Annotated in this window: 20 protein-coding genes, 1 tRNA gene and 1 pseudogene; 14 read left to right on the forward strand and 8 right to left on the reverse strand. The window is 60.9% G+C overall.

Features of this window, described 5'->3' with window-relative positions; all coding sequences use genetic code 11:
- Nucleotides 1-33: 33 nt before the first annotated feature.
- On the reverse strand, nucleotides 34-2,304 hold the full coding sequence (gene katG, locus HX815_RS21130) for a catalase/peroxidase HPI (RefSeq protein WP_177028830.1): 2,271 nt from the start codon (nucleotides 2,302-2,304) through the stop codon (nucleotides 34-36).
- A gap of 278 nt (nucleotides 2,305-2,582) precedes the next feature.
- On the opposite strand from katG, the gene HX815_RS21135 reads away from it, so the two are divergent.
- Genes HX815_RS21135 through HX815_RS21165 form a run of 7 tightly spaced genes read left to right on the forward strand, consistent with a single transcriptional unit; the run spans nucleotide 2,583 to nucleotide 7,768 of the window.
- The gene (locus tag HX815_RS21135) at nucleotides 2,583-3,173 is read left to right on the forward strand and encodes an amino acid synthesis family protein (RefSeq protein WP_087694298.1); all 591 of its coding nucleotides are present in this window, start codon (nucleotides 2,583-2,585) and stop codon (nucleotides 3,171-3,173) included.
- A gap of 42 nt (nucleotides 3,174-3,215) precedes the next feature.
- The gene (locus HX815_RS21140; RefSeq protein WP_087694299.1) at nucleotides 3,216-4,049 is read left to right on the forward strand and encodes an alpha/beta fold hydrolase; all 834 of its coding nucleotides are present in this window, start codon (nucleotides 3,216-3,218) and stop codon (nucleotides 4,047-4,049) included.
- Nucleotides 4,046-5,527 (forward strand): aldehyde dehydrogenase, encoded by a 1,482-nt coding sequence (locus tag HX815_RS21145; RefSeq protein ID WP_177028831.1) that lies wholly within the window; start codon nucleotides 4,046-4,048, stop codon nucleotides 5,525-5,527. Before HX815_RS21140 ends, HX815_RS21145 begins: the two co-directional genes overlap by 4 nt.
- Nucleotides 5,528-5,539: 12 nt before the next feature.
- The gene (locus tag HX815_RS21150; protein WP_010567340.1) at nucleotides 5,540-6,025 is read left to right on the forward strand and encodes a flavin reductase family protein; all 486 of its coding nucleotides are present in this window, start codon (nucleotides 5,540-5,542) and stop codon (nucleotides 6,023-6,025) included.
- A gap of 11 nt (nucleotides 6,026-6,036) precedes the next feature.
- The gene (locus HX815_RS21155) at nucleotides 6,037-6,426 is read left to right on the forward strand and encodes a carboxymuconolactone decarboxylase family protein (RefSeq protein ID WP_087694301.1); all 390 of its coding nucleotides are present in this window, start codon (nucleotides 6,037-6,039) and stop codon (nucleotides 6,424-6,426) included.
- A gap of 23 nt (nucleotides 6,427-6,449) precedes the next feature.
- Entirely contained in the window at nucleotides 6,450-7,202 is a 753-nt protein-coding gene (locus HX815_RS21160; RefSeq protein ID WP_087694302.1) for a GntR family transcriptional regulator, read from the forward strand.
- A gap of 2 nt (nucleotides 7,203-7,204) precedes the next feature.
- Complete coding sequence (locus HX815_RS21165; protein WP_087694303.1) at nucleotides 7,205-7,768, forward strand: NUDIX hydrolase; 564 nt, start codon at nucleotides 7,205-7,207, stop codon at nucleotides 7,766-7,768.
- Nucleotides 7,769-7,815: 47 nt separating this feature from the next.
- Here the strand turns inward: HX815_RS21165 and HX815_RS21170 are convergent, their stop codons facing one another.
- A complete protein-coding gene (locus HX815_RS21170) occupies nucleotides 7,816-8,109 on the reverse strand; it encodes a DUF1330 domain-containing protein (protein WP_087694313.1) in 294 nt (97 codons plus the stop codon).
- Nucleotides 8,110-8,177: 68 nt separating this feature from the next.
- Between HX815_RS21170 and ribBA the strand changes: the two genes are divergently transcribed.
- From ribBA to HX815_RS21195, 5 genes are all read left to right on the forward strand, one after another.
- Nucleotides 8,178-9,287 (forward strand): bifunctional 3,4-dihydroxy-2-butanone-4-phosphate synthase/GTP cyclohydrolase II, encoded by a 1,110-nt coding sequence (ribBA, locus tag HX815_RS21175; protein WP_087694304.1) that lies wholly within the window; start codon nucleotides 8,178-8,180, stop codon nucleotides 9,285-9,287.
- A gap of 228 nt (nucleotides 9,288-9,515) precedes the next feature.
- Nucleotides 9,516-10,541 (forward strand): ABC transporter substrate-binding protein, encoded by a 1,026-nt coding sequence (locus tag HX815_RS21180; RefSeq protein ID WP_087694314.1) that lies wholly within the window; start codon nucleotides 9,516-9,518, stop codon nucleotides 10,539-10,541.
- On the forward strand, nucleotides 10,538-11,455 hold the full coding sequence (locus tag HX815_RS21185) for an ABC transporter permease (RefSeq protein WP_168197505.1): 918 nt from the start codon (nucleotides 10,538-10,540) through the stop codon (nucleotides 11,453-11,455). The genes HX815_RS21180 and HX815_RS21185 overlap by 4 nt, the downstream gene beginning before the upstream one ends.
- 6 nt (nucleotides 11,456-11,461) lie before the next feature.
- Nucleotides 11,462-12,271: an ABC transporter permease gene (locus tag HX815_RS21190; RefSeq protein ID WP_087694306.1), complete on the forward strand. Its 810-nt coding sequence runs from the start codon at nucleotides 11,462-11,464 to the stop codon at nucleotides 12,269-12,271.
- A gap of 17 nt (nucleotides 12,272-12,288) precedes the next feature.
- A complete protein-coding gene (locus HX815_RS21195) occupies nucleotides 12,289-13,443 on the forward strand; it encodes an ABC transporter ATP-binding protein (protein WP_177028832.1) in 1,155 nt (384 codons plus the stop codon).
- Nucleotides 13,444-13,626: 183 nt separating this feature from the next.
- Here the strand turns inward: HX815_RS21195 and HX815_RS21200 are convergent, their stop codons facing one another.
- Nucleotides 13,627-15,033, reverse strand: coding sequence for a cytosine permease (locus HX815_RS21200; protein WP_087694308.1), 1,407 nt, complete (start codon nucleotides 15,031-15,033; stop codon nucleotides 13,627-13,629).
- Nucleotides 15,034-15,354: 321 nt separating this feature from the next.
- On the opposite strand from HX815_RS21200, the gene HX815_RS21205 reads away from it, so the two are divergent.
- On the forward strand, nucleotides 15,355-15,840 hold the full coding sequence (locus tag HX815_RS21205) for a flavin reductase family protein (protein ID WP_087694309.1): 486 nt from the start codon (nucleotides 15,355-15,357) through the stop codon (nucleotides 15,838-15,840).
- Between the two features lie 42 nt (nucleotides 15,841-15,882).
- On the opposite strand, the gene HX815_RS31985 is transcribed toward HX815_RS21205, so the two are convergent.
- Both HX815_RS31985 and HX815_RS31990 read right to left on the reverse strand, forming a co-directional pair.
- Nucleotides 15,883-16,668, reverse strand: a complete 786-nt coding sequence (locus HX815_RS31985) for a methyl-accepting chemotaxis protein (protein WP_371132958.1) — start codon at nucleotides 16,666-16,668, stop codon at nucleotides 15,883-15,885.
- Between the two features lie 72 nt (nucleotides 16,669-16,740).
- Nucleotides 16,741-17,829: pseudogene (locus tag HX815_RS31990) on the reverse strand (cache domain-containing protein); the annotation flags it as partial.
- A 188-nt stretch (nucleotides 17,830-18,017) separates the two neighbouring features.
- Here HX815_RS31990 and HX815_RS21215 point away from each other — a divergent pair.
- Nucleotides 18,018-19,061 carry an LLM class flavin-dependent oxidoreductase gene (locus HX815_RS21215; protein WP_102368697.1) on the forward strand — a complete coding sequence of 348 codons (1,044 nt, stop codon included), beginning with the start codon at nucleotides 18,018-18,020 and terminating at the stop codon, nucleotides 19,059-19,061.
- A gap of 297 nt (nucleotides 19,062-19,358) precedes the next feature.
- Here the strand turns inward: HX815_RS21215 and HX815_RS21220 are convergent.
- The 3 genes from HX815_RS21220 to uvrC form a co-directional block, all read right to left on the reverse strand.
- Nucleotides 19,359-19,434: transfer RNA gene (locus tag HX815_RS21220), tRNA-Gly, on the reverse strand.
- 63 nt (nucleotides 19,435-19,497) lie between these two features.
- Nucleotides 19,498-20,058 (reverse strand): CDP-diacylglycerol--glycerol-3-phosphate 3-phosphatidyltransferase, encoded by a 561-nt coding sequence (pgsA, locus tag HX815_RS21225; protein WP_003208929.1) that lies wholly within the window; start codon nucleotides 20,056-20,058, stop codon nucleotides 19,498-19,500.
- 32 nt (nucleotides 20,059-20,090) lie between these two features.
- Complete coding sequence (gene uvrC / locus HX815_RS21230) at nucleotides 20,091-21,929, reverse strand: excinuclease ABC subunit UvrC (protein ID WP_023658726.1); 1,839 nt, start codon at nucleotides 21,927-21,929, stop codon at nucleotides 20,091-20,093.

Here is a 21,929-nt window from a genome sequence, read left to right on the forward strand (position 1 = left end):
ACAGCGTGGGCCTGTAAACGTCAGGCGCCAGTGTCAGGCCAGTTCAAAGCGATCCAGATTCATCACCTTGGTCCAGGCCGCCACGAAGTCCTCGACGAACTTTTCCTCGGCGTCGGCACTGCCATAGACCTCGGACAGCGCCCTCAACTGGGCATGCGAACCGAACACCAGGTCGACCCGGGTGCCAGTCCACTTGACGGCACCGGTCTTGCGGTCATGCGCCTCAAAGGTATCGTGGGTGCCGGTGACTGGCTTCCATTCAACGCCCATGTCCAGCAGGTTCCTGAAGAAGTCATTGGTCAGGGTTCCCGGGCGCTCGGTGAACACCCCGTGCTTGCTTTCCCCGACATTGATACCCAAGACCCGCAGTCCGCCCAACAGCACCGTCATTTCGGGTGCGGTCAATGTCAGCAGTTGCGCCTTGTCGATCAGCAACGCTTCGGACGACACCTTGTAGTGCCCCTTCTGGTAGTTGCGAAAGCCATCGGCGACCGGTTCAAGGAAACCGAACGACTCGACATCCGTCTGCTCCTGGGAAGCATCCGTGCGCCCTGCCGTGAAAGGCACCGTGGTCTGGCGGCCGGCATTTTTGGCCGCCCGCTCAACCCCCACACTGCCCGCCAGCACGATCAGATCGGCCAGGGAAATCCTTTTGCCTCCCGTCTGTGCGGTATTGAAGTCGCCCTGAATAGCTTCGAGACGCTTCAGTACGCCCGACAGTTGCTCAGGCTGGTTGACCGCCCAGTCCTTCTGCGGAGCCAGGCGCAGGCGCCCGCCATTGGCTCCCCCGCGTTTATCGGAGCCGCGGAAGGTGGACGCCGCTGCCCATGCCGTCGAAACCAGCTGCGAGACCGTCAGCCCCGCGGCGAGAATCTTTTGCTTGAGCGCCGCCACATCCTGTTCATCCACCAGCGGATGATCGACCGCAGGAATCGGGTCCTGCCACAGCAACTCTTCCGCGGGGGTTTCCGGGCCGAGATAACGCGCAAGCGGGCCCATGTCGCGGTGGGTAAGTTTGAACCAGGCACGGGCAAAGGCGTCTGCCAGTTGGTCCGGGTTGGCCAGGAAACGTCGGGAGATCTGCTCGTACGCCGGATCGAAGCGCAGCGCCAGGTCCGAGGTCAGCATGCTCGGCGCATGCCGCCTGCCGGCGTCATGGGCATCCGGAACCTTGCCGGCGCCGGCACCGTTCTTCGGTGTCCACTGATGGGCGCCCGCCGGGCTCCTGGTCAGTTCCCATTCAAAGCCGAAGAGGTTTTCGAGGTACTCATTGCTCCATCTTGTCGGCGTCGAAGTCCAGGTCACCTCCAGCCCGCTGGTGATGGTGTCACCGCCCTTGCCGCTGCCGAAGCTGTTTTTCCAGCCCAGCCCCTGCTCTTCCAGGCCAGCCGCTTCCGGTTCCGGGCCGACGTTATCCGCCGGACCTGCGCCGTGGGTCTTGCCGAAGGCGTGACCGCCGGCGATCAGGGCTACGGTCTCTTCGTCATTCATCGCCATGCGACCGAAGGTTTCACGGATATCCTTCGCCGAGGCAACCGGATCCGGAACACCTTCAGGCCCTTCCGGGTTCACGTAGATCAAGCCCATCTGCACAGCGGCGAGGGGATTTTCCAGGTTGCGCTCACCGCCTCCGGTGCGGCTTTCTTCGTTGCCATGGTTCTGCGGTTCAGCCACCAACGGACCATCACCCGGCTGCTGCATTTTCTTTTGCACGCCGTAACGCTCTTCTCCCCCCAGCCACGTGGTCTCGGCGCCCCAGTAAACGTCCTCGTCCGGCTCCCAGACATCCGGGCGACCGCCGGAGAACCCGAAGGTCTTGAACCCCATAGACTCCAGCGCGACGTTACCGGTGAGTACGATCAAATCGGCCCAGGAAATCCGCCGGCCGTACTTTTGCTTGACCGGCCAGATCAGGCGACGGGCCTTATCCAGGCTGACGTTGTCAGGCCAGCTGTTGAGCGGTGCAAAGCGCTGCTGACCGGAACCGGCACCGCCGCGACCGTCGGCGGTACGGTAGGTCCCGGCGCTGTGCCAGGCCATGCGAATGAACAGCGGGCCGTAATGGCCAAAGTCCGCCGGCCACCAGTCCTGGGATTGCGTCATGACATCGCGCAAATCCTGCTTGACCGCTTCGAAGTCAAGGCTCTTGAACGCCTTGGCGTAATCGAAGCCCTCACCCATGGGGTCGCTGAGGGAGGAATGCTGATGCAGGATCTTCAGGTTCAGTTGCTGGGGCCACCAGTCTCGGTTCGTGGTGCCGCCACCCGCAGCGTGGTTGAAAGGGCATTTCGATTCAGTTGACATGCTTGGCACACCTTTTAGTGACGTTTTCAAAGATTAGCCTCGTTCGCAGAAAACTCTAATAGCTGCAACGTTATCCCCTGATAGACCTGTTCTTGGGATTGAAAGCCGTCCTGGGGCCCCGCCCTGCATAAGAGCCACTGGGATCTCAAGACCAGAAAAAGCCATCCGCTCGACCTTTTATCGCGCGAACCCATCTTCAGTTTGCTTGCAGCTCTTGCGCTTGCGGTATTATGGTATACCATCATACACAAACCAATCAGCACCCAGGTGGAGCAGCCATGAGTTTTGAAATCCGCAAGATCGTCAGCTATGTAGAAGAAACCTTTATTGAAGGCGGCAAGGCCTCCGACACGCCAGTGACTATGGTGGGCCTGGCTGTCGTCCTGAAAAACCCGTGGCTGGGTCGCGGTTTTGTCGAAGACCTGAAACCGGAAATCCGTGCCAACTGCTCGGATCTCGGCGCACTGATGGTGGAGCGCCTGATTGGCATTATCGGTGGTGCAGACAACATCGAAGCCTATGGCAAGGCCGCCGTGGTCGGTGCCGACGGTGAAATCGAACACGCCTCGGCAATCATCCATACCCTGCGCTTTGGCAACCACTACCGCGAAGCGGTCAAGGCCAAGAGCTACCTGAGTTTTACCAACAAGCGCGGTGGCCCGGGCACATCGATTCAAATCCCGATGATGCACAAGGATGACGAAGGGCTGCGCTCGCACTACATCACCTTGGAAATGCAGATAGAAGATTCCCCGCGTGCCGACGAGATCGTGGTGGTCCTTGGGTGCGCCGACGGCGGCCGCCTGCACCCACGCATCGGCAACCGTTACATCGACCTGGAAGAGCTGGCAGCCGAGAAAGCCCAGTAAGCAAGACCGGTCACCCAAACAAAAAACATGCAGGAGCGCTCCATGATTCAGCTCACCGCTGATCGCACCCCGGCTGGCACCAGTTATCTGGCGACCGGCCAAGGCCAGCCTGTGGTTTTGATCCACGGCGTGGGCCTGAATAAAGAAATGTGGGGCGGGCAAGTCGTTGGCCTGGCCACGAATTATCGCGTGATCACCTATGACATGCTGGGCCATGGCGCCAGCCCGCGCCCGGCTGCCGGCACCCCGCTGCTGGGGTATGCCGACCAGTTGCTGGAACTGCTCGACCACCTGCAACTGCCTCAGGCAACGGTGATCGGGTTTTCCATGGGCGGCCTGGTTGCGCGGGCGTTTGCCTTGCATTACCCCGAACGCCTGCAAGGCCTGGTGGTGCTCAACAGTGTGTTCAACCGCAGCGCCGAACAGCGTGCCGGGGTGATCGCACGCACTGCCCAGGCCGCCGAGCATGGCCCGGATGCGAATGCCGAAGCCGCGCTGTCACGCTGGTTCAGCCGCGAGTACCAGGCAGCCAACCCGGCGCAGATCGCTGCGCTGCGTGAAACCCTGGCGGGCAACGACCCCCAGGGCTACCTCACCACGTACGAGCTGTTCGCGACCCAGGACATGTACCGCGCCGACGACCTTAAGGGTTTGCGCACGCCGACCCTGGTCGCCACCGGTGAACTCGACCCGGGCTCGACCCCGGAGATGGCCCGGCAACTGGCCGATCGCATTCCCGGTGCGACGGTTGCAGTGCTGGCCGAGCAACGGCATATGATGCCAGTGGAATCGCCGCGGCTGGTCAACCAACTGCTGCTGGGCTTTCTTGACACGGTGTACACCCAAAAAAATCCAATAAAGGGGATCGTTGCATGACACTCGCACGCTTCCAGATGTGCATCGGCGGTGAATGGGTCGATGCCCTGTCCGGCAAGACTTTCGACAGCCTCAACCCGGCCCTGGCCGAACCCTGGGCGCAACTGCCCGACGCCGACGAGACGGATGTGGAGCGCGCCGTGCAGGCCGCGCAAAGCGCCTTCGACAGCCCGGCCTGGCGTGGCCTCACCGCTACCGCGCGGGGCAAACTGCTGCGCCGCCTGGGAGATTTGATTGCCGAAAACAAGGAACAACTGGCACAGCTCGAAAGCCGCGACAATGGCAAGCTGATCCGCGAGACACGCGGTCAGGTCAGTTACCTGCCGGAGTTCTTCCATTACACGGCAGGCCTGGCCGACAAGCTTGAGGGCGGCACCCTGCCGCTGGACAAGCCGGACCTCTTCGCCTACACCGTGCACGAAGCCATGGGCGTGGTGGCCGCGATCATTCCATGGAACAGCCCGCTGTACTTGACCGCGATCAAACTCGCGCCGGCCCTGGCAGCGGGTAATACCATCGTGATCAAACCGTCGGAGCACGCCTCGGCGACCATCCTCGAACTGGCGCGCCTGGCCCTGGAGGCTGGCATTCCGCCGGGCGTGGTCAATGTGGTGACTGGCTACGGCCCAAGCACCGGCGCCGCCCTCACCCGCCACCCTTTGGTGCGCAAGATCGCCTTTACCGGCGGCGCAGCCACGGCGCGGAACGTAGTACGCAGCAGCGCCGAGAACTTCGCCAAGCTGTCGCTGGAACTGGGCGGCAAGTCACCGAACATCATCTTTGCCGATGCCGACCTCGACAGCGCCATCAATGGTGCGATTGCCGGGATATACGCGGCGTCGGGGCAAAGCTGTGTGTCTGGCTCGCGCCTGCTGGTGCAGGATGAAATCTACGACGAATTCGTCGAGCGCCTGGTAGAGCGCGCCAAACGCATTCGCATCGGCAACCCGCAGGACGACGCCAGTGAAATGGGCCCCATGGCCACCGCACAGCAACTGGCCGTGGTCGAAGGCCTGGTGGCGGATGCCATCGCTGAAGGTGCGCGCCTGCGTACCGGTGGCAAGCGTCCGCAGAACCTGGGCGAAGGCTGGTTCTATGAGCCGACCCTGTTCGAGTGCGACCGCAACTCGATGAAGATCATGCAGGAAGAAGTGTTCGGCCCGGTGGCCTCGGTCATCCGTTTCAAGGACGAAGCCGAAGCCCTGGCCATCGCCAACGACTCTCAGTTCGGCCTCGCCGCCGGCATCTGGACCCGCGACCTCGGTCGTGCCCACCGCCTGGCCCGCGACGTGCGTTCGGGGATTATCTGGGTCAACACCTACCGCGCCGTCTCGGCCATGGCGCCCATTGGCGGCTTCAAGAACAGCGGCTATGGACGTGAAAGTGGCATCGATTCGGTACTGGCTTACACCGAGCTGAAGACGGTGTGGATCAACCTTTCCCAGGCGCCCATGCCTGATCCTTTTGTGATGCGTTAAGAGACCCCGACCATGATCGAACCCGGCATTTACAAAGACGTCATGAGTTCATTCCCGTCCGGGGTGACGGTCGTCACTACCCTCGACCCGGATGGCGGCATCGTCGGCATCACCGCCAGCGCATTCAGTGCGCTGTCGATCGACCCGGCACTGGTCCTGTTCTGCCCCAACTATGCATCGGACACCTATCCGATCCTGCGCGACAGCAAGCGCTTTGCGATTCATTTGCTGTCCGCCGACCAGACCGCCGAAGCCTATGCCTTTGCCAGCAAGGGGAAGGAAAAGGCCAAGGGCATCGAGTGGCACTTGAGCGAACTGGGCAATCCGCTGCTGGCCAAGGCAACGGCGATCATCGAGTGCGAGTTGTGGCGCGAATACGACGGTGGCGATCACGCGATCATCGTCGGAGCGGTGAAAAACCTGATCCTGCCCGAGCAACCGGTCACACCGATGATCTACCACAAGGGCAAGCTGGGCCCGCTGCCCACCCTGGCCTGAGGAGCTGATTGATGAGCGACGACAAGTACCAACGGGGCCTGAAAATCCGTACGCAAGTGCTGGGCGAAGCCTATGTGCAACGTTCGATCGAGAACGCCGACGACTTCACTCGCCCCCTGCAGGAGATGGTCACCGAATACTGCTGGGGCCATGTGTGGGGCCGTGAGGGTTTGTCGCTTAAAGAACGCAGCATGATAAACTTGGCGATGATTTCGGCCCTCAATCGGCCCCATGAACTCAAGCTGCACGTGCGCGGCGCCTTGCGTAACGGGCTGAGTCGTGAACAAATACGCGAAATTCTGCTTCAGGTCGGCATTTATTGCGGGGTTCCCGCCGCCGTGGACAGTTTCCGACTGGCCCGTGAAGCCTTCGCCGAAACCGACGCCGAGGCCTCCAGTTAACCGCAACATTCAGAGCAGCCCCCATGAAACGCCTGCCACTCGACGACAGCTTCAAGGTCAATCACAACCCGGTCACCCTGCGCGAAATCGTGCTGGCAAAACTGCGCAGCGCCATCATGAACTTCCAACTGCTGCCGGGTGACCGCCTGGTGGAACGCGACCTTTGCGACCGCCTCGGCGTCAGCCGCACCTCGGTGCGCGAAGCCTTGCGTCACCTGGAGTCCGAAGGCCTGGTGGAGTTCGCCGATGCCAAGGGCCCGCAAGTGGCGATCATCACCCTGGCCGATGCCGTCGACATCTATGAACTGCGTTGCGTGCTCGAAGGCTTGATCGTGCAGTTGTTCACCCTGCGCGCCAAGGCCAAGGACATCAAGGCACTGGAAAAAGCCCTCGAGGAAAACCGCAAGGCCCTCAAGGACGGTGAGCTGCAACAGGTCATTGATTCGGTACAAGGATTCTACGACGTGTTGCTCGAAGGCTCCGGCAACCACGTGGCGGCCACCCAACTGCGTCAGTTGCAGGCACGTATCAGCTACTTGCGCGCGACCTCGGTATCCCAGGAAAACCGTCGCGGTACCAGCAACCAGGAAATGGAGCGTATGGTCCAGGCGATCAAGAGCGGCGACCCGCTCGCCGCCCACCAGGCCTGTGTCGACCACGTGCGCGCCGCCGCCGCCGTGGCCCTGGATTACCTCAAGCGCAAGCAGGAAGAGACCGGCAAGATCCCCGAGATCACACTGCCCATCGCCCTCAAAGAACCGCGCATAGGTCACTGACCATGCCCAGCCCCAGTTTTTGCCCGACATGTGGCAGCAGTGACCTCGGTCACCAGCTGCCACCGGGTGATACCCATGAGCGCCTGATGTGCCGGGGCTGCGGCTACATCCACTACATCAACCCGAAGATTATCGCCGGCTGCATCATCGAGCAGGACGGCAAATATCTGCTTTGCCAGCGGGCCATCCCGCCGCGTCCTGGCACCTGGACGCTGCCGGCCGGCTTCATGGAAGGTGGCGAAACCACTGAACAGGCCGCACTACGCGAAGTCTGGGAAGAAAGCGGCGTACGCGCGGAGATCCTCTCGCCCTACTCGATTTTCAGCGTGCCAAAGATCAGCGAGGTGTACATCATCTTCCGCGCCATCGCGCTGCAGATCACCGGCCAGTTCGGGCCGGAGACCCTCGACTACAAGTTCTTCGCGCCCGAGGACATTCCCTGGGACAGCATCTACTACCCGGCGATCCGGCAGATCCTCGAGCGTTATATCGAGGAACGCCAGGCTGGGGTGTATGGCATCTACATCGGTAACGACGACAGCGGCAAGATTCACTTCATCCGCTGATCGTCAGACCCGACACGGATCAAAAATGTGATGTATGCCTGATACCCCTAAGGCACCAGCCCTTCCACGATGATGATCTGCGCCTCGCCCGCCCCTTCACGACGCGCCTTTGCCTCCTGATACTCCGCAGACTCATAACAGGCCAGCGCCTGCTCGTAGCTGTCGAACTCGATCACCACATTACGTTGCCTGGCAGGCCCGCCTTCCATCGCGGCGCTGCGCCCGCCCCTGGCCAGGAAGCGCCCGCCAAACTTCGCGAAGGCCGCAGGCGCGCGCTGGGTGTACTGCGTGTACTGCTCTGCATCGGACACATTTACATGGGCAATCCAGTAAGCCTTCATCGTGACATCCTCTTGCTTGGTTTTGTGGTATACCATAATACATACAACCAATAAATCGAGCAGCCACCATGTCTTTCAACAACATCGCAGACATCATCGAAGACTACCGCCAAGGCAAAATGGTGCTCCTGGTGGACGACGAGGATCGGGAGAACGAAGGCGACCTGTTGCTGCCCGCGGTGTGCTGCACCGCCGAGACTATCAGCTTCATGGCCCGGGAAGCGCGTGGCCTGATTTGCCTGACCCTCACCGACGAACACTGCCAGCGCCTCGGCCTGCAGCAGATGGTGCCGAGCAATGGCAGCGTGTTCAGCACCGCGTTTACCGTGTCCATCGAAGCCGCCACCGGCGTGACTACCGGCATCTCCGCCGCCGACCGGGCGCGCACGGTGGCCGCGGCCGTGAATGCCGATGCGGGGCCGGCCGACATCGTGCAACCGGGGCATATTTTCCCGTTGCGCGCCAAGGATGGCGGCGTGTTGACGCGCGCCGGGCACACCGAAGCCGGTTGCGACCTGGCGCGCCTGGCCGGGCACACACCAGCCTCGGTGATCGTCGAAGTGATGAACGATGACGGCACCATGGCACGTCGCCCTGACCTTGAGGTGTTCGCGCACAAGCATGGGATCAAGATCGGCACCATCGCCGATCTGATCCACTACCGCCTCAGTACCGAGCGCACCGTAGTGCGCATCGGCGAGCGCGACCTGCCCACAGTGCACGGCACGTTCCGCCTGATCACCTTTGAGGACCGCATTGATGGCGGCGTGCACATGGCGATGGTCATGGGGCAGTTACACCGCGACACGCCCGCCCTGGTGCGCGTGCACGTGATCGACCCGCTGCGCGACCTGGTGGGCGCCGAGTATAGCGGCCCCTCCAACTGGACCTTATGGGCCGCCCTGCAACGCGTCGCCGCAGAAGGCAGCGGCGTGGTGGTGGTGCTGGCCAATCATGAATCCTCCCAGGCCCTGCTCGAACGCGTCCCGCAGTTGACCCAGACGCCGCGCCAGTTCAGCCGTTCGCAGTCGCGGATCTATTCGGAAGTCGGCACCGGCGCGCAGATATTGCAGGACCTTGGCGTCTGCAAGCTGCGCCACCTTGGCCCTCCGCTGAAATACGCCGGGCTGACAGGCTACGACCTGGAGGTGGTGGAAAGCATTCCGTTCACCGAATGACGGATAACCGGTAAGGCAAAGTGCTTGCACAAAGCTTGGAATACCATAATATGATATTCCATCGACCGAGTACTTTTGCCAAGTGCGCATGCCAGGGATAGCGCCAGTAACAAGCCTTGGTACGGTCGACTTTTGAGGCTTCGCAATAGAGGCTTCGAGAGACCTACTGCTCCCGATAGGCGGGCATTACCAGGCCCGCTCAATAACAAAACAAATGAGGGCGTGAAAATGGTGTTGAACAAACGTGCAACCGCGATGCTGTTCGCGGGTTTGCTGGCCACGGCCACTCACGCGGCCCTGGCGGCCGAAAGCGTCAATTTCGTGAGCTGGGGCGGTAGCACCCAGGATGCGCAAAAGCAGGCGTGGGCCGATCCTTTCAGCAAGGCCAGCGGGATCACTGTGGTGCAGGACGGTCCCACCGACTATGGCAAGCTCAAGGCCATGGTCGAGAGCGGCAACGTGCAGTGGGACGTGGTAGACGTGGAGGCTGACTTCGCCTTGCGCGCCGCCGCTGAAGGGCTGCTCGAACCCCTGGATTTTTCGGTGATCCAGCGCGACAAGATCGACCCGCGGTTTGTCTCCGACCATGGCGTCGGCTCGTTTTTCTTCTCCTTCGTACTCGGCTACAACGAGGGCAAGCTCGGCGCTGGCAAGCCACAGGACTGGGCCGCGCTGTTCGACACCAAAACCTACCCCGGCAAACGTGCCCTCTACAAATGGCCAAGCCCTGGCGTACTCGAACTGGCGCTGCTGGCTGACGGCGTTCCCGCCGACAAGCTCTACCCCCTGGACCTGGACCGCGCCTTCAAGAAACTCGACACCATCAAGAAAGACATCGTCTGGTGGGGCGGCGGCGCACAGTCCCAGCAACTGCTGGCCTCGGGCGAAGTCAGCATGGGTCAGTTCTGGAACGGCCGCATTCATGCCCTGCAGGAAGATGGCGCACCCGTAGGCGTAAGCTGGAAACAGAATCTGGTGATGGCGGACATCCTGGTCGTGCCTAAAGGCAGCAAAAACAAAGGCGCGGCGATGAAGTTCCTGGCCAGTGCCAGCAGCGCCAAGGGCCAGGCCGACTTCTCTAACCTGACCGCTTATGCACCGGTGAACATCGACAGTGTGCAGCGCCTGGACTCAGTGCTGGCGCCCAACCTGCCGACGGCGTATGCCAAGGACCAGATCACCCTCGATTTCGCCTACTGGGCCAAGAACGGTCCGGCCATTGCGACACGGTGGAATGAATGGCTAGTCAAATGAAAATGACGGCAACCACGCCGACCGGGAGCGCCCTCGGCGTTGCTGGCGCAGTTTCCTGCAAACCAGGTGCGCCATCCCTGGCGCAGCGCTGGCGGGGGTCGAGCAACCTGATCCCGGCGCTGCTGTTCCTCGGCCTGTTCTTCCTCGCGCCGCTGATCGGCCTGTTGCTGCGCGGCGTGCTGGAGCCCGTACCGGGCCTTGGCAACTATGAGCAACTGTTCGCTAACTCGGCATACGCCCGGGTACTGCTCAATACCTTTTCGGTGGCCGGCCTGGTGACCCTGTTCAGCCTGTTGCTGGGCTTCCCGCTGGCCTGGGTGATTACCCTGGTACCACGCGGCTGGGGGCGCTGGATCCTGAACATCGTGCTGCTGTCGATGTGGACCAGCCTGCTCGCCCGCACCTATTCATGGCTGGTATTGCTGCAAGCCTCCGGGGTGATCAACAAGGCACTAATGGCGATGGGCATCATCGACCAGCCGCTGGAGATGGTGCACAACCTGACCGGCGTGGTGATCGGTATGAGCTACATCATGATCCCGTTCATTGTGCTGCCATTGCAGGCAACCATGCAGGCCATCGACCCGATGATCCTGCAGGCCGGCTCCATCTGCGGTGCCAGCCCTTGGACCAACTTCTTCCGGGTGTTCCTGCCGCTGTGCCGACCGGGGTTGTTTTCCGGCGGCTTGATGGTGTTTGTGATGTCCCTCGGTTACTACGTCACCCCGGCGCTGCTCGGCGGCGCGCAGAACATGATGCTGCCTGAGTTCATCATCCAGCAGGTGCAGTCGTTCCTCAACTGGGGCCTGGCGAGTGCCGGCGCCGCATTGCTGATCTTTATCACGCTGGTGCTGTTCTACTTCTACCTGAAGCTTCAGCCGGAATCCCCGGTTGGCGCCAGCAACGCGAGGTAAGCCGTCATGCTCCTGACTTCCAATGCCATGAGCCGCAGGATGCGCCTGGGCCTCTACACCACCACCGGCATGATTGGCCTGTTCTTGCTGTTGCCGATCGTGTTCATCGTGTTGCTGTCGTTCGGCTCGTCCCAATGGCTGGTGTTCCCGCCACCGGGCTGGACGCTGAAATGGTACGGCCAGTTCTTCTCCAATGCCGACTGGATGAACGCGGCGGTAGCGAGCCTCAAGGTTGCGGTACTGACCACCGTGTTCGCCGTGGCGCTGGGCCTGCCCACCGCATTTGCCCTGGTGCGTGGGCGATTTCCTGGCCGCGAGTTGCTCTACGGCCTGTTCACCCTGCCGATGATCGTGCCGTTGGTGATCATCGCGGTGGCGGTGTACGCACTGTTCCTCAAGCTCGGCTATACCGGCACGATGTTCGCCTTTGTAGTGAGCCATGTGATTGTCGCGCTGCCGTTCACCATTATCTCGATCATCAACTCGCTGAAGCTGTTCGACCAATCGATTGAAGATGCGGCGGTGATCTGCGGCGCATCGCGCCTGCAGGCCGTATTCAAGGTGACATTCCCGGCGATTCGCCCGGGAATGGTGGCCGGCGCGTTGTTCGCCTTTCTCGTCTCATGGGACGAAGTGGTGCTCAGCGTGATGATGGCCAGCCCGACCCTGCAAACCCTTCCCGTAAAAATGTGGACCACCCTGCGCCAGGACCTGACGCCTGTGATTGCCGTCGCCTCGACGTTGCTGATCGGCCTCTCGGTGCTCGTCATGGTCATCGCCGCCGCCCTTCGCCGGCGCACAGAAACCCGCGCTTGAGCGCCCAGGAGCAAGACATGAGTGCAGTGATCCAAGATACCGCGCAAAACCATGGCCAACCCCTGGTCAGCTTGCGCAACCTGAACAAGTACTACGGTGAATTTGCCGCCGTGGATAACATCTCGCTGGACATCAAGGACGGCGAATTCCTGACCTTCCTCGGCTCCAGCGGCTCTGGCAAAAGCACCACCCTGTCGATGCTCGCAGGCTTTGAAACGCCAAGCAGCGGCGAGATCCTGGTGAGCGGCCAATCCCTGGTCAATGTGCCGCCGCACAAACGCGACATCGGCATGGTGTTCCAACGTTACTCGCTGTTCCCGCATTTGTCGGTGCGCGACAACATCGCCTTCCCCCTGGCGATTCGCAAACTGGCCAGCGCCGAGCGCGAGAAGCGCGTCGACGCCATGCTCAAGCTGGTGCAGCTTGAGCAATTTGCCCATCGCCGCCCTTCGCAACTCTCCGGCGGCCAGCAGCAACGCGTCGCCATCGCGCGGGCGCTGGTGTACGAGCCGCGCATCCTGCTGATGGACGAACCCCTCGGCGCCCTCGACAAAAAACTGCGTGAAGACCTGCAGGACGAACTGCGCCAATTACATCGGCGCCTGGGCATCACCATCGTCTACGTAACCCACGACCAAGAAGAAGCCATGCGCCTGTCCCAGCGCATCGCGATTTTCAGCCACGGCAAGATTGTCGGCCTGGGCAGTGGCTACGACCTGTACCAGAACCCGCCAAATGCGTTTGTAGCCTCGTTCCTCGGTAACTCCAACTTCCTCAAGCTCAAGGCGCAGGGGAATGCGGTGGCATCGTTTGAAGGCCAATCGCTGTCGATCCGCCTGACCAGCGGCTTGCAAACCGAGCAGGAGGTGCTGTTGATGGTACGCCCGGAAAAAGCCTTGGCGCTGAGTGTCGAGCAAGCTACCGAGCAGGCATTGGCGGCGGGTTGGAATGAGGTGTCAGCGATTGTAGGCGAGGTGCTGTTCCTCGGCGAAAGCCAGACCTGCACCGTGAAAACCCTTGGCGGCACCTCGATGACAGTCAAGGCGTTGTCTGCTGCGGGCATGCCACTCAAGGCCGGCGACCCGGTGCGCGTGCGCTGGGCCACGGCGGATGCTTGCGTCTATACCGCATGGGCTGAAAGCGATCTGAACAAGGCCGCCGGCGCCCGTTGAGTCACCCTTGGGCCGCCACAACGTCGGGTTGTGGCGGCCTTTTTTTGCCTGCTAACATTGGACCTGGCCGGATGTCATTGATCATCAAGCCAGCTTGCTACAAGGATACGGCTGCATCGGCAGGCCTTAACTGCAGATAAAAAAATGCCCGGCATTGGCCGGGCATTTCAGTTCATTCGATGATCAGTCGGTATAGCCCAACTTTACCGTCCTCATCTTCCGGCTATGCTCGCGCGTCGCCAGGCAGTAATACAGCGGACACGTCACCACCAACCCCACCAGCCACGACAGGTCTGCGCCCTCTACCAGATTGGCCCATGGCCCCACGTACAGCGACGTATTGGCAAACGGCAGTTGCACGATGATGCCGATGAAATACGCCACGATCGCATGCAGGTTAAAGCGTCCGTAAACCCCGCCGTCCGCCTGAAAGATCGACGCAATGTCATAGGCGCCACGCTTGATGATGTAGAAATCGATCAGGTTGATCGACGCCCACGGCACCAGCACCAATAGCAGCGCAAGGATCAGGCCGATAAATTGCGAGATGAAGTCCGCCGACGCGCCCAATGCCACCACGCAGCATCCGGCCAGCACCACGCTGGACAGCACCACACGCACTTTGATGCCGGGTGTCCACTGGCTGGCGAAGGTCTGGATCGAGGTGATGATCGACAGCACCGCACCATACAGATTCAGGGCGTTGTGGCTGATGATATTGAGCAGAAACAGCACCATCAGGATCGACCCCAGCCAGCCGGTGGCTTGCTTGACCGCGACCATCGCCTCAGTGCCTTCGGGTGTCGCCAGGGCGGCGACCAAGCCAAAGGAGAACGACAAAATGGTGCCGAGAGTGGCCCCCAGGTAGGTGGCGACAAAGGGTCGGGTGATGCCGATATCAGCCGGCAGGTAGCGCGAATAATCGCTGGTATAGGGGGAGAAGCTGATCTGCCAGATCACTCCCAACGACACCGTCGCCAGCCAGCCGGCCGGATTGAAGCCGCCACGGGTGAGGAAGTCTGCCGGCAGGTCGTGGGAAAAAATGTAGAGGAAACCCGCCAGCAATGCGCTGCCCATCACCCAGGTGCCGATGCGGTTCAGGGTATGGATAAAGCGATAGCCGATCACGCCAATGGCCGTGGCGCTGAGCGCGCCGATCAGGATGCTGGCCGGCACCGGTACCGACGGCACGATGCCGACGATGGACTTGCCCGCCAGCACAATGTTGGAGATGAAAAAGCCAATGTAGATCAGGGCCGCGAAGAAAACGATCAGCAGCGCTCCGTAGCGCCCGAACTGACCCCGGCTCTGCACCATCTGCGGGATGCCCATGCGCGGGCCCTGGGCCGACGCGAGGGCAATGACAATACCGCCGAGCATGTGCCCGAGGGCAATCGCCAGCAGCCCCCACACCAGGTTGAGATGGAACACCTGAGTCACCATAGCGCCGGTGACGATGGGCAGCGGTGCAATGTTAGTGCTGAACCATAGGGTGAACAGGTCGCGGGCCTTTCCATGGCGCTCCGCGAGGGGGACGTAATCGACCGTGTGATTCTCGATCAGGGGATCTTGCCGGGACATCTGGGGCATGGAAATGAACTCGCGTTTGTCTGATCTTATAGTTGTTTGACGCCAAACCGGGGGAGCTCTCTGGCCACCCCCATACGAACACCATATTATGGTATTCCAACATTTTCACAAGACTGATCCGTAGTCCTGGCACGCATCTGATCCGCTATTGTGCCACACGGCCCCTCTTCATTCAGCGGGCTAACCCCCGTATTCATTGGCTATAAGACCAAAGGTCAACGTTCATCGGCCGCCTGAAAAAGACCTTGATTAGATTGTATTACGGTATACCATCAGACCTACAAATCTATAAAATCCGCTTCACCCTACGAGGACCGTCCCATGATCGATGCCGCCATCTACAAACAAGTGATGGGTTCGTTTCCGTCCGGAGTCACCGTGATCACCACGCTCGATGATGACGGGCAGATAGTCGGACTTACCGCCAGTGCGTTTAGCTCGTTGTCCATGGAGCCGGCCCTGGTGCTGTTCTGCCCCAACTACAGTTCCGACTCCTATCCGGTGCTGATCAAGAACCAGCGCTTTGCCATTCATGTGCTGTCCGGTGGGCAGCAAAGCGAAGCCTATGCTTTTGCGCGCAAGGGCAAAGACAAGGCGCAGGGCATCGAATGGACGTTGAGTGAACTGGGCAACCCGATCCTCGCCAATGCCACGGCGGTGATCGAGTGCGAGTTGTGGCGTGAGTATGAAGGCGGTGACCATGCAATCATGGTCGGTGCGGTGAAGAACCTGATCGTGCCCCGGCAGAACGCCGGGCCACTGGTGTATTGCCACGGCAAGATGGGCGCCCTGCCCGCCATTGCCTGATCGTTACCGTTGCAGGCGCCCGGCAGCCCGGGCGCCCACCGGTCAGGTGCGGAAGCGGCTGACCAACTGATTCAACGTCTGAGACAACGTCGTCAATTGCTGCGCATCCTGGCGCGTGGAATCAGCCAGGCTCGCCACCAACTGTGCATCCCCGTGAATCTGGCTGATGTGCCGATTGATGTCTTCAGCCACCTGGTGCTGCTCTTCGGCAGCCGTTGCGATTTGCGTATTCATGTCGCGGATCACGTCCACCGACTCGCGAATCAACCCAAAACTGGCCCGTGCGTCGTTGATCGACACCACCGTTTCCTGGGACACCTCCAGGCTGGCATGCATTTGTTTACCCATCTGATGGGTACGCCGGGCGAGGTTGCCCAGCAGCCCGTCGATCTCGCCGGTGGAGTCCGACGTACGCTTGGCCAGGGCCCGCACTTCGTCTGCCACCACGGCAAAACCACGCCCCTGTTCACCGGCTCGGGCGGCTTCGATGGCAGCGTTCAGCGCCAGCAGGTTGGTCTGTTCGGCGATGGAGCGGATGGTGCCGAGTATCGACTGGATGTCGTTGCTGTCTTTTTCCAGTTGCTCCATGGACTGGGCGGAGTGGCCGATTTCCTCACTCAGGCGCCCTACGCTGCTCACTGCTGCGTCGATCTGCTGCTGGCCGGTGTGCGCCTGGCGCTGTCCGTTGTCGGCAGAGTCGGCGGCCTGGCTGCAGGAGCGCGCGACTTCATTGGAGGTGGCGACCATCTCATGAAACGCGGTGGACACCATGTCCACGGCCTCCCGTTGGCGTGAGGCGACCTCAGCCATTTCCACCGAGACCTCCATGGCACTCCCCGAACTGCTGTGGATCTGCCCGGCCGCCTGGCCGATGCGCTGGATCAGCGTGCGGATCGCTTCGAGGAACTGGTTGAACCAGCCGGCCAGTTGTGCCGTCTCGTCTCGCCCTTTTACCGGCAGGCGCGCCGTCAGGTCTCCTTCGCCCTGGGCGATGCCTTCCAGGCCGCTGGCCACACCACGAATCGGCTTGACGATCAGCCCGGCAAACCAGGCGCCCACCACTGCAAACAACACGGCACACACCAGGGCGATCGCCGCGATCAGCCAGGTCAGGCGCGCCGCGCCGGCCATCACTTCACTTTCCCGCACCACCCCGACAAACCGCCAGCCCAATGCCCTGGACGGCCAGACAAACGCCATGTAGCGCTCGCCTGCCAACTCGACCTGCACCAGGCCCTGCCCAGCCTCGCTCAACTGCCGGTAACCCTCGCCCAACTCACTAAGTTTCTTGAAGTTGTGAGACGGGTCATTCGGGTCCACCAACACGGTGTTATTGGCTTCCATCAACATCAGGTAGCCGCTGTCACCCAGCTTGATCTGTTTGACCAGGTCGGTCAGTTGCTTGAGGGAAACATCGATGTTCACCACCCCGCTCGCGTTGCCCTGGCGGTCATTGAAGCTTCGCACAGTACTGACCAGCACCACGTCATCGGCGGCCCAGTAATACGCCTCGGTGCGCAGGGTCTTGCCCGGTTGCGCCATGGCCGTCTTGTACCAGGGCCGGGTGCGCGGGTCGTAGCTCGCCAGCTTCGGGTCACCCGGCCAGAATACATAGCCGCCATCTTCAGTACCCAGTGACAGGTAGGTGTAGGCCGAATGACTCTTGGCCAGGCCCTCGAACAGCTTGAACAACTGCTGATCGCGCTCGCCGAGTGCGACTTGGGCGGCGTCGCTGGCCAGATAGCGTTTCACATCGCCGTTGATACTTTGCAACTGCGGATGCGCCGCCAGGTAGGCGACGTTCTGACTGATACCTTCAAAAAACAATTGCATGGCATTGTCGACCTGGCGAATCTCGCGTTCGCTACCGTCGATAAAGCCGTCCCGTGCCTCATGGCGCACGTTGAGGATGATCATCACTGCCACCAGAATGACTGGCAGGCTGGCGATCACCGCAAAGGCCAGGATCAATTTTTGTTTTATGTTCATCTAGCTCGCCTTCCTTGTGAAGTGAATGTGCGACCGCTGGAGAGAAAAGTTTTGCAGATATTCCGTATTATGGTATACCAAAAATCAATCCGCCGAATAGCCTTCATCACTGGCAAGCTTCACATTGGCGAGAGCACCTAAGGGCCCGCAGTCGACAGGCCGATCACAATAGATCCGAGGTAAGCGTCATGAAATTTTCCCTGTTCGTGCACATGGAACGCTGGGATGAAAGTGTCAGCCATCGCCAGTTGTTCGAAGACTTGACCGAACTGACCCTGATGGCGGAAGCCGGTGGTTTCAGCACCGTCTGGATTGGCGAACACCACGCCATGGAATACACCATCTCGCCCAGCCCGATGCCGCTGCTGGCTTACCTCGCGGCCAAAACCACCACCATTCACCTGGGCGCCGGTACCATCATCGCGCCGTTCTGGCACCCACTGCGGGTGGCAGGCGAATGCGCGCTGCTCGACGTGATCAGTAACGGACGCATGGAAGTCGGCCTGGCCCGTGGTGCCTACCAGGTGGAGTTCGACCGCATGGCCGGCGGCATGCCCGCCTCATCCGGCGGCCAGGCGCTGCGCGAGATGGTGCCGGTGGTACGTGCGTTGTGGAAAGGCGACTATGCCCATGACGGCGACATCTGGAAGTTCCCCACCTCCACCAGCGTGCCCAAGCCGATCCAGCAGCCCAACCCGCCGATGTGGATTGCCGCACGCGACCCGGACTCGCATAACTTTGCGGTAGCTAATGGCTGCAACGTGATGGTCACGCCGTTGATGAAGGGCGACGAAGAAGTCCTCGACCTGAAAAATAAATTCCAGGCTGCCCTGGACAACAACCCGGATGTGCCACGCCCACAACTGATGGTGTTGCGTCACACCCACGTGCACGCGGTAGACGACCCTGACGGCTGGAAAGTCGGGGCCAAGGCAATCGCCCGATTCTATCGCACCTTTGATGCCTGGTTCGGCAACAAGACCGTGCCGGTCAACGGCTTCCTTGACCCGAGCCCGGAAGAAAAATTCGCCGGGCGTCCGGAGTTTGAACTGGAAAGCCTGCACAAGACCGCAATGATTGGCACGCCTGAAGAAATCATCCCGCGCATCCAGTACTACCAGGAGCTGGGTGTGGACGAGTTCAGCTTCTGGTGTGATAACAGCTTGCCCCACGCGGAGAAGAAAAAATCCCTTGAGCTGTTTATCAAGCACGTGGTGCCGGCATTTCGCTGAGGGTAATGCCTGAACCGCACACAGCGCCGGCACTTGCCGGCGTTGTTGTTTCGGGTGGCGGGAATGCGGCAAGTGCTTCGGGTCGAGGAGATGTATACGATGCCGGACCGGGGTGCTCCGCCCAAAAACCGCTGTGCCCACTGCCCGTATTCCATGTACTCAAAAATGTACTAAAAAAAGTGGCTGGAGACGGATTTCAGTAGTTTTGCGTAGAAACGAAAAAAGACGCCGAAGCGTCTATTCCTTAAATCCCAGGCAAAAAAAAGCCACTCTATTGAGTGGCTTTTTCTTTGTGTTTGGAGCGGGAAACGAGACTCGAACTCGCGACCCCGACCTTGGCAAGGTCGTGCTCTACCAACTGAGCTATTCCCGCGTCTTGGTGATGCGCATTCTATAGAATCCTCATCACCCGTCAACCCCTTGATTCAAAAAAGTTTTATTTCTTTTCAACCTCGGTGCGCAGATGCGGCCAGGCGGCGCGCAAATATTGCAGCATGGACCATAAGGTCAGGCCCGCGGCGATCAGCAGCAAGGCGTAGCCCAGCAATACCCAGAAGGAGAAATCCGATGGGTTGGCCAGCAGGATCACCAGGGCAAGCATCTGCGCCGCGGTTTTCCATTTGCCCATGTTGGACACGGCCACGTGGGCTCGGGCGCCGATTTCGGCCATCCACTCCCGCAGGGCGGAGACCACGATCTCGCGACCGATGATCACGGCCGCCGGCAACGTCAGCCAGAGGTTGCCGTGTTCCTGCACCAGCAGCACCAGGGCGACCGCTACCATCAGTTTGTCGGCCACCGGGTCCAGGAACGCGCCAAACGGCGTGCTCTGTTCCAGGCGACGGGCCAGGTAACCGTCCAGCCAGTCGGTGGCGGCTGCGAAGGCAAACACCGAACTGGATGCCATGTAGCTCCATTCGTACGGCAGGTAAAACAGCAATATGAAAATCGGTATGAGCAGGACGCGTAGTACGGTGATCAGATTAGGGATATTCATCGGCACAACTGGCTACGAGGTGAGAAGGCATTCTACTCGCTGTGCAGATTTGCATAAATCAACTCTGCGAGCTTTTTACTGATACCGGGAGCTTTGGCTATTTCTTCGATGCTGGCACGGGACAGCTCCTGCAAGCCACCAAAATGTTTTAACAAGTCCCGCCGCCGTGTCGGCCCGACCCCTGCCACCCCTTCCAGGGTTGAGGTACGCCGGGTTTTGCCACGTCGGGCACGGTGGCCGGTGATGGCGAAACGGTGGGCTTCGTCGCGGATCTGCTGGATAAGGTGCAGCGCCGGGGAGTCGCCCTTCAAGGTGAACTCATGGGCTGCATCATTCAAGTACAAGGTTTCAAAACCGGCCTTGCGGGTGGCACCCTTGGCCACGCCGAGCAGGATCAGGTCGGGTACCGCCAGTTCGTTGAGTACGTCGCGGGCCATGGACAGCTGGCCCTTGCCACCATCCACCAGCAGGATGTCCGGCAGCTTGCCCTCGCCGTCCTTCAGTTTGCTGAAGCGACGGGTCAGGGCCTGGTGCATGGCGGCATAGTCATCGCCCGGGGTGACGCCTTCGATGTTGTAGCGCCGGTAATCGGACTTGATCGGCCCTTCCGGCCCGAACACCACGCAGGAAGCCACGGTGGCCTCGCCGCTGGAGTGGCTGATGTCGTAGCACTCCAGACGCTGAGGCGGCTCGTCGAGCTTGAGCACTTCGGCCAGGGCGTCAAACCGCGCGGCGACGTGCTGGCGATTGGCCAGACGTGCGCCCAGGGCCTGTTCGGCGTTGGTTACGGCCAACTGCTGCCAGCGCGCACGGGTGCCGCGCACGCGGTGGCTGATGTCCAGCTCGCGGCCACGCAGTTCGTGAATCGCTTCGATCAGCGCCGGGAAGTCCTCGTGCACCACGTTGACGATCAGTTCGCTCGGCAGGTCGCGCTCGGGGCTGCTGACGTAGTATTGGCCGAGGAACGCCGCCATGACTTCGGCGACCTCCTCTTCTATACCGGTCTGGGGGAAGAAGTTCTTGCTGCCCAGCACCCGGCCGCCGCGCACGCTGATCAGGTGCACACAGGCGCCGCCCGGGTTGACGAAGGCGGCGATGACGTCGACGTCACCGGTGCCGCCCTCCATGCTCTGCTGGTCCTGCACGCGACGCAGCAGGGAGATCTGGTCGCGTAGCTCTGCGGCGCGCTCGAAATCCAGGGTGCTGGCCGCTTGCTCCATGGCGCCGGACAGCTCATCGGCCAGGGCATTGCTGCGGCCTTCGAGGAACATCACCGAGTGACGCACGTCCTCGGCATATTCCGCAGGCTCAACCAGGCCCACGCACGGCGCCTTGCAGCGCTTGATCTGGTACTGCAGGCACGGGCGGTTGCGGTTCTTGTAGAAACTGTCTTCGCACTGGCGCACGAAAAACGCCTTTTGCAGCAGGCTCAGGCTTTCGCGGATGGCGCCGGCGCTGGGGTAAGGCCCGAAGTACTTGCCCTTCTGCTTCTTGGCGCCGCGATGGATGCTCAGACGCGGAAAGTCGCCGTCCGAGAGAAACACGTACGGGTAGGACTTATCGTCACGCAGCAGGATGTTGTAGGGCGGCCGCCATTCCTTGATCAGCGTCTGCTCAAGCAGCAGTGCCTCGGTTTCATTGGCAGTGATGGTGGTTTCCACCTGGGCGATACGCGCCACCAGCGCCGCGGTCTTCGGCGCCAGGCCCGTCTTGCGGAAGTAACTCGCCAGGCGGCTTTTCAGGTTCTTGGCTTTACCGACGTAGAGCAGGCGCGCTTCGCTGTCGAACATGCGATACACGCCAGGACGGCCACTGCAGGTTGCAAGGAACGCACTCGGATCGAACAGCACTTTAATTTCAGAGGCTGTCAT

Source organism: Pseudomonas sp. E6002 (assembly GCF_013385565.1).
Classification (GTDB): domain Bacteria; phylum Pseudomonadota; class Gammaproteobacteria; order Pseudomonadales; family Pseudomonadaceae; genus Aquipseudomonas.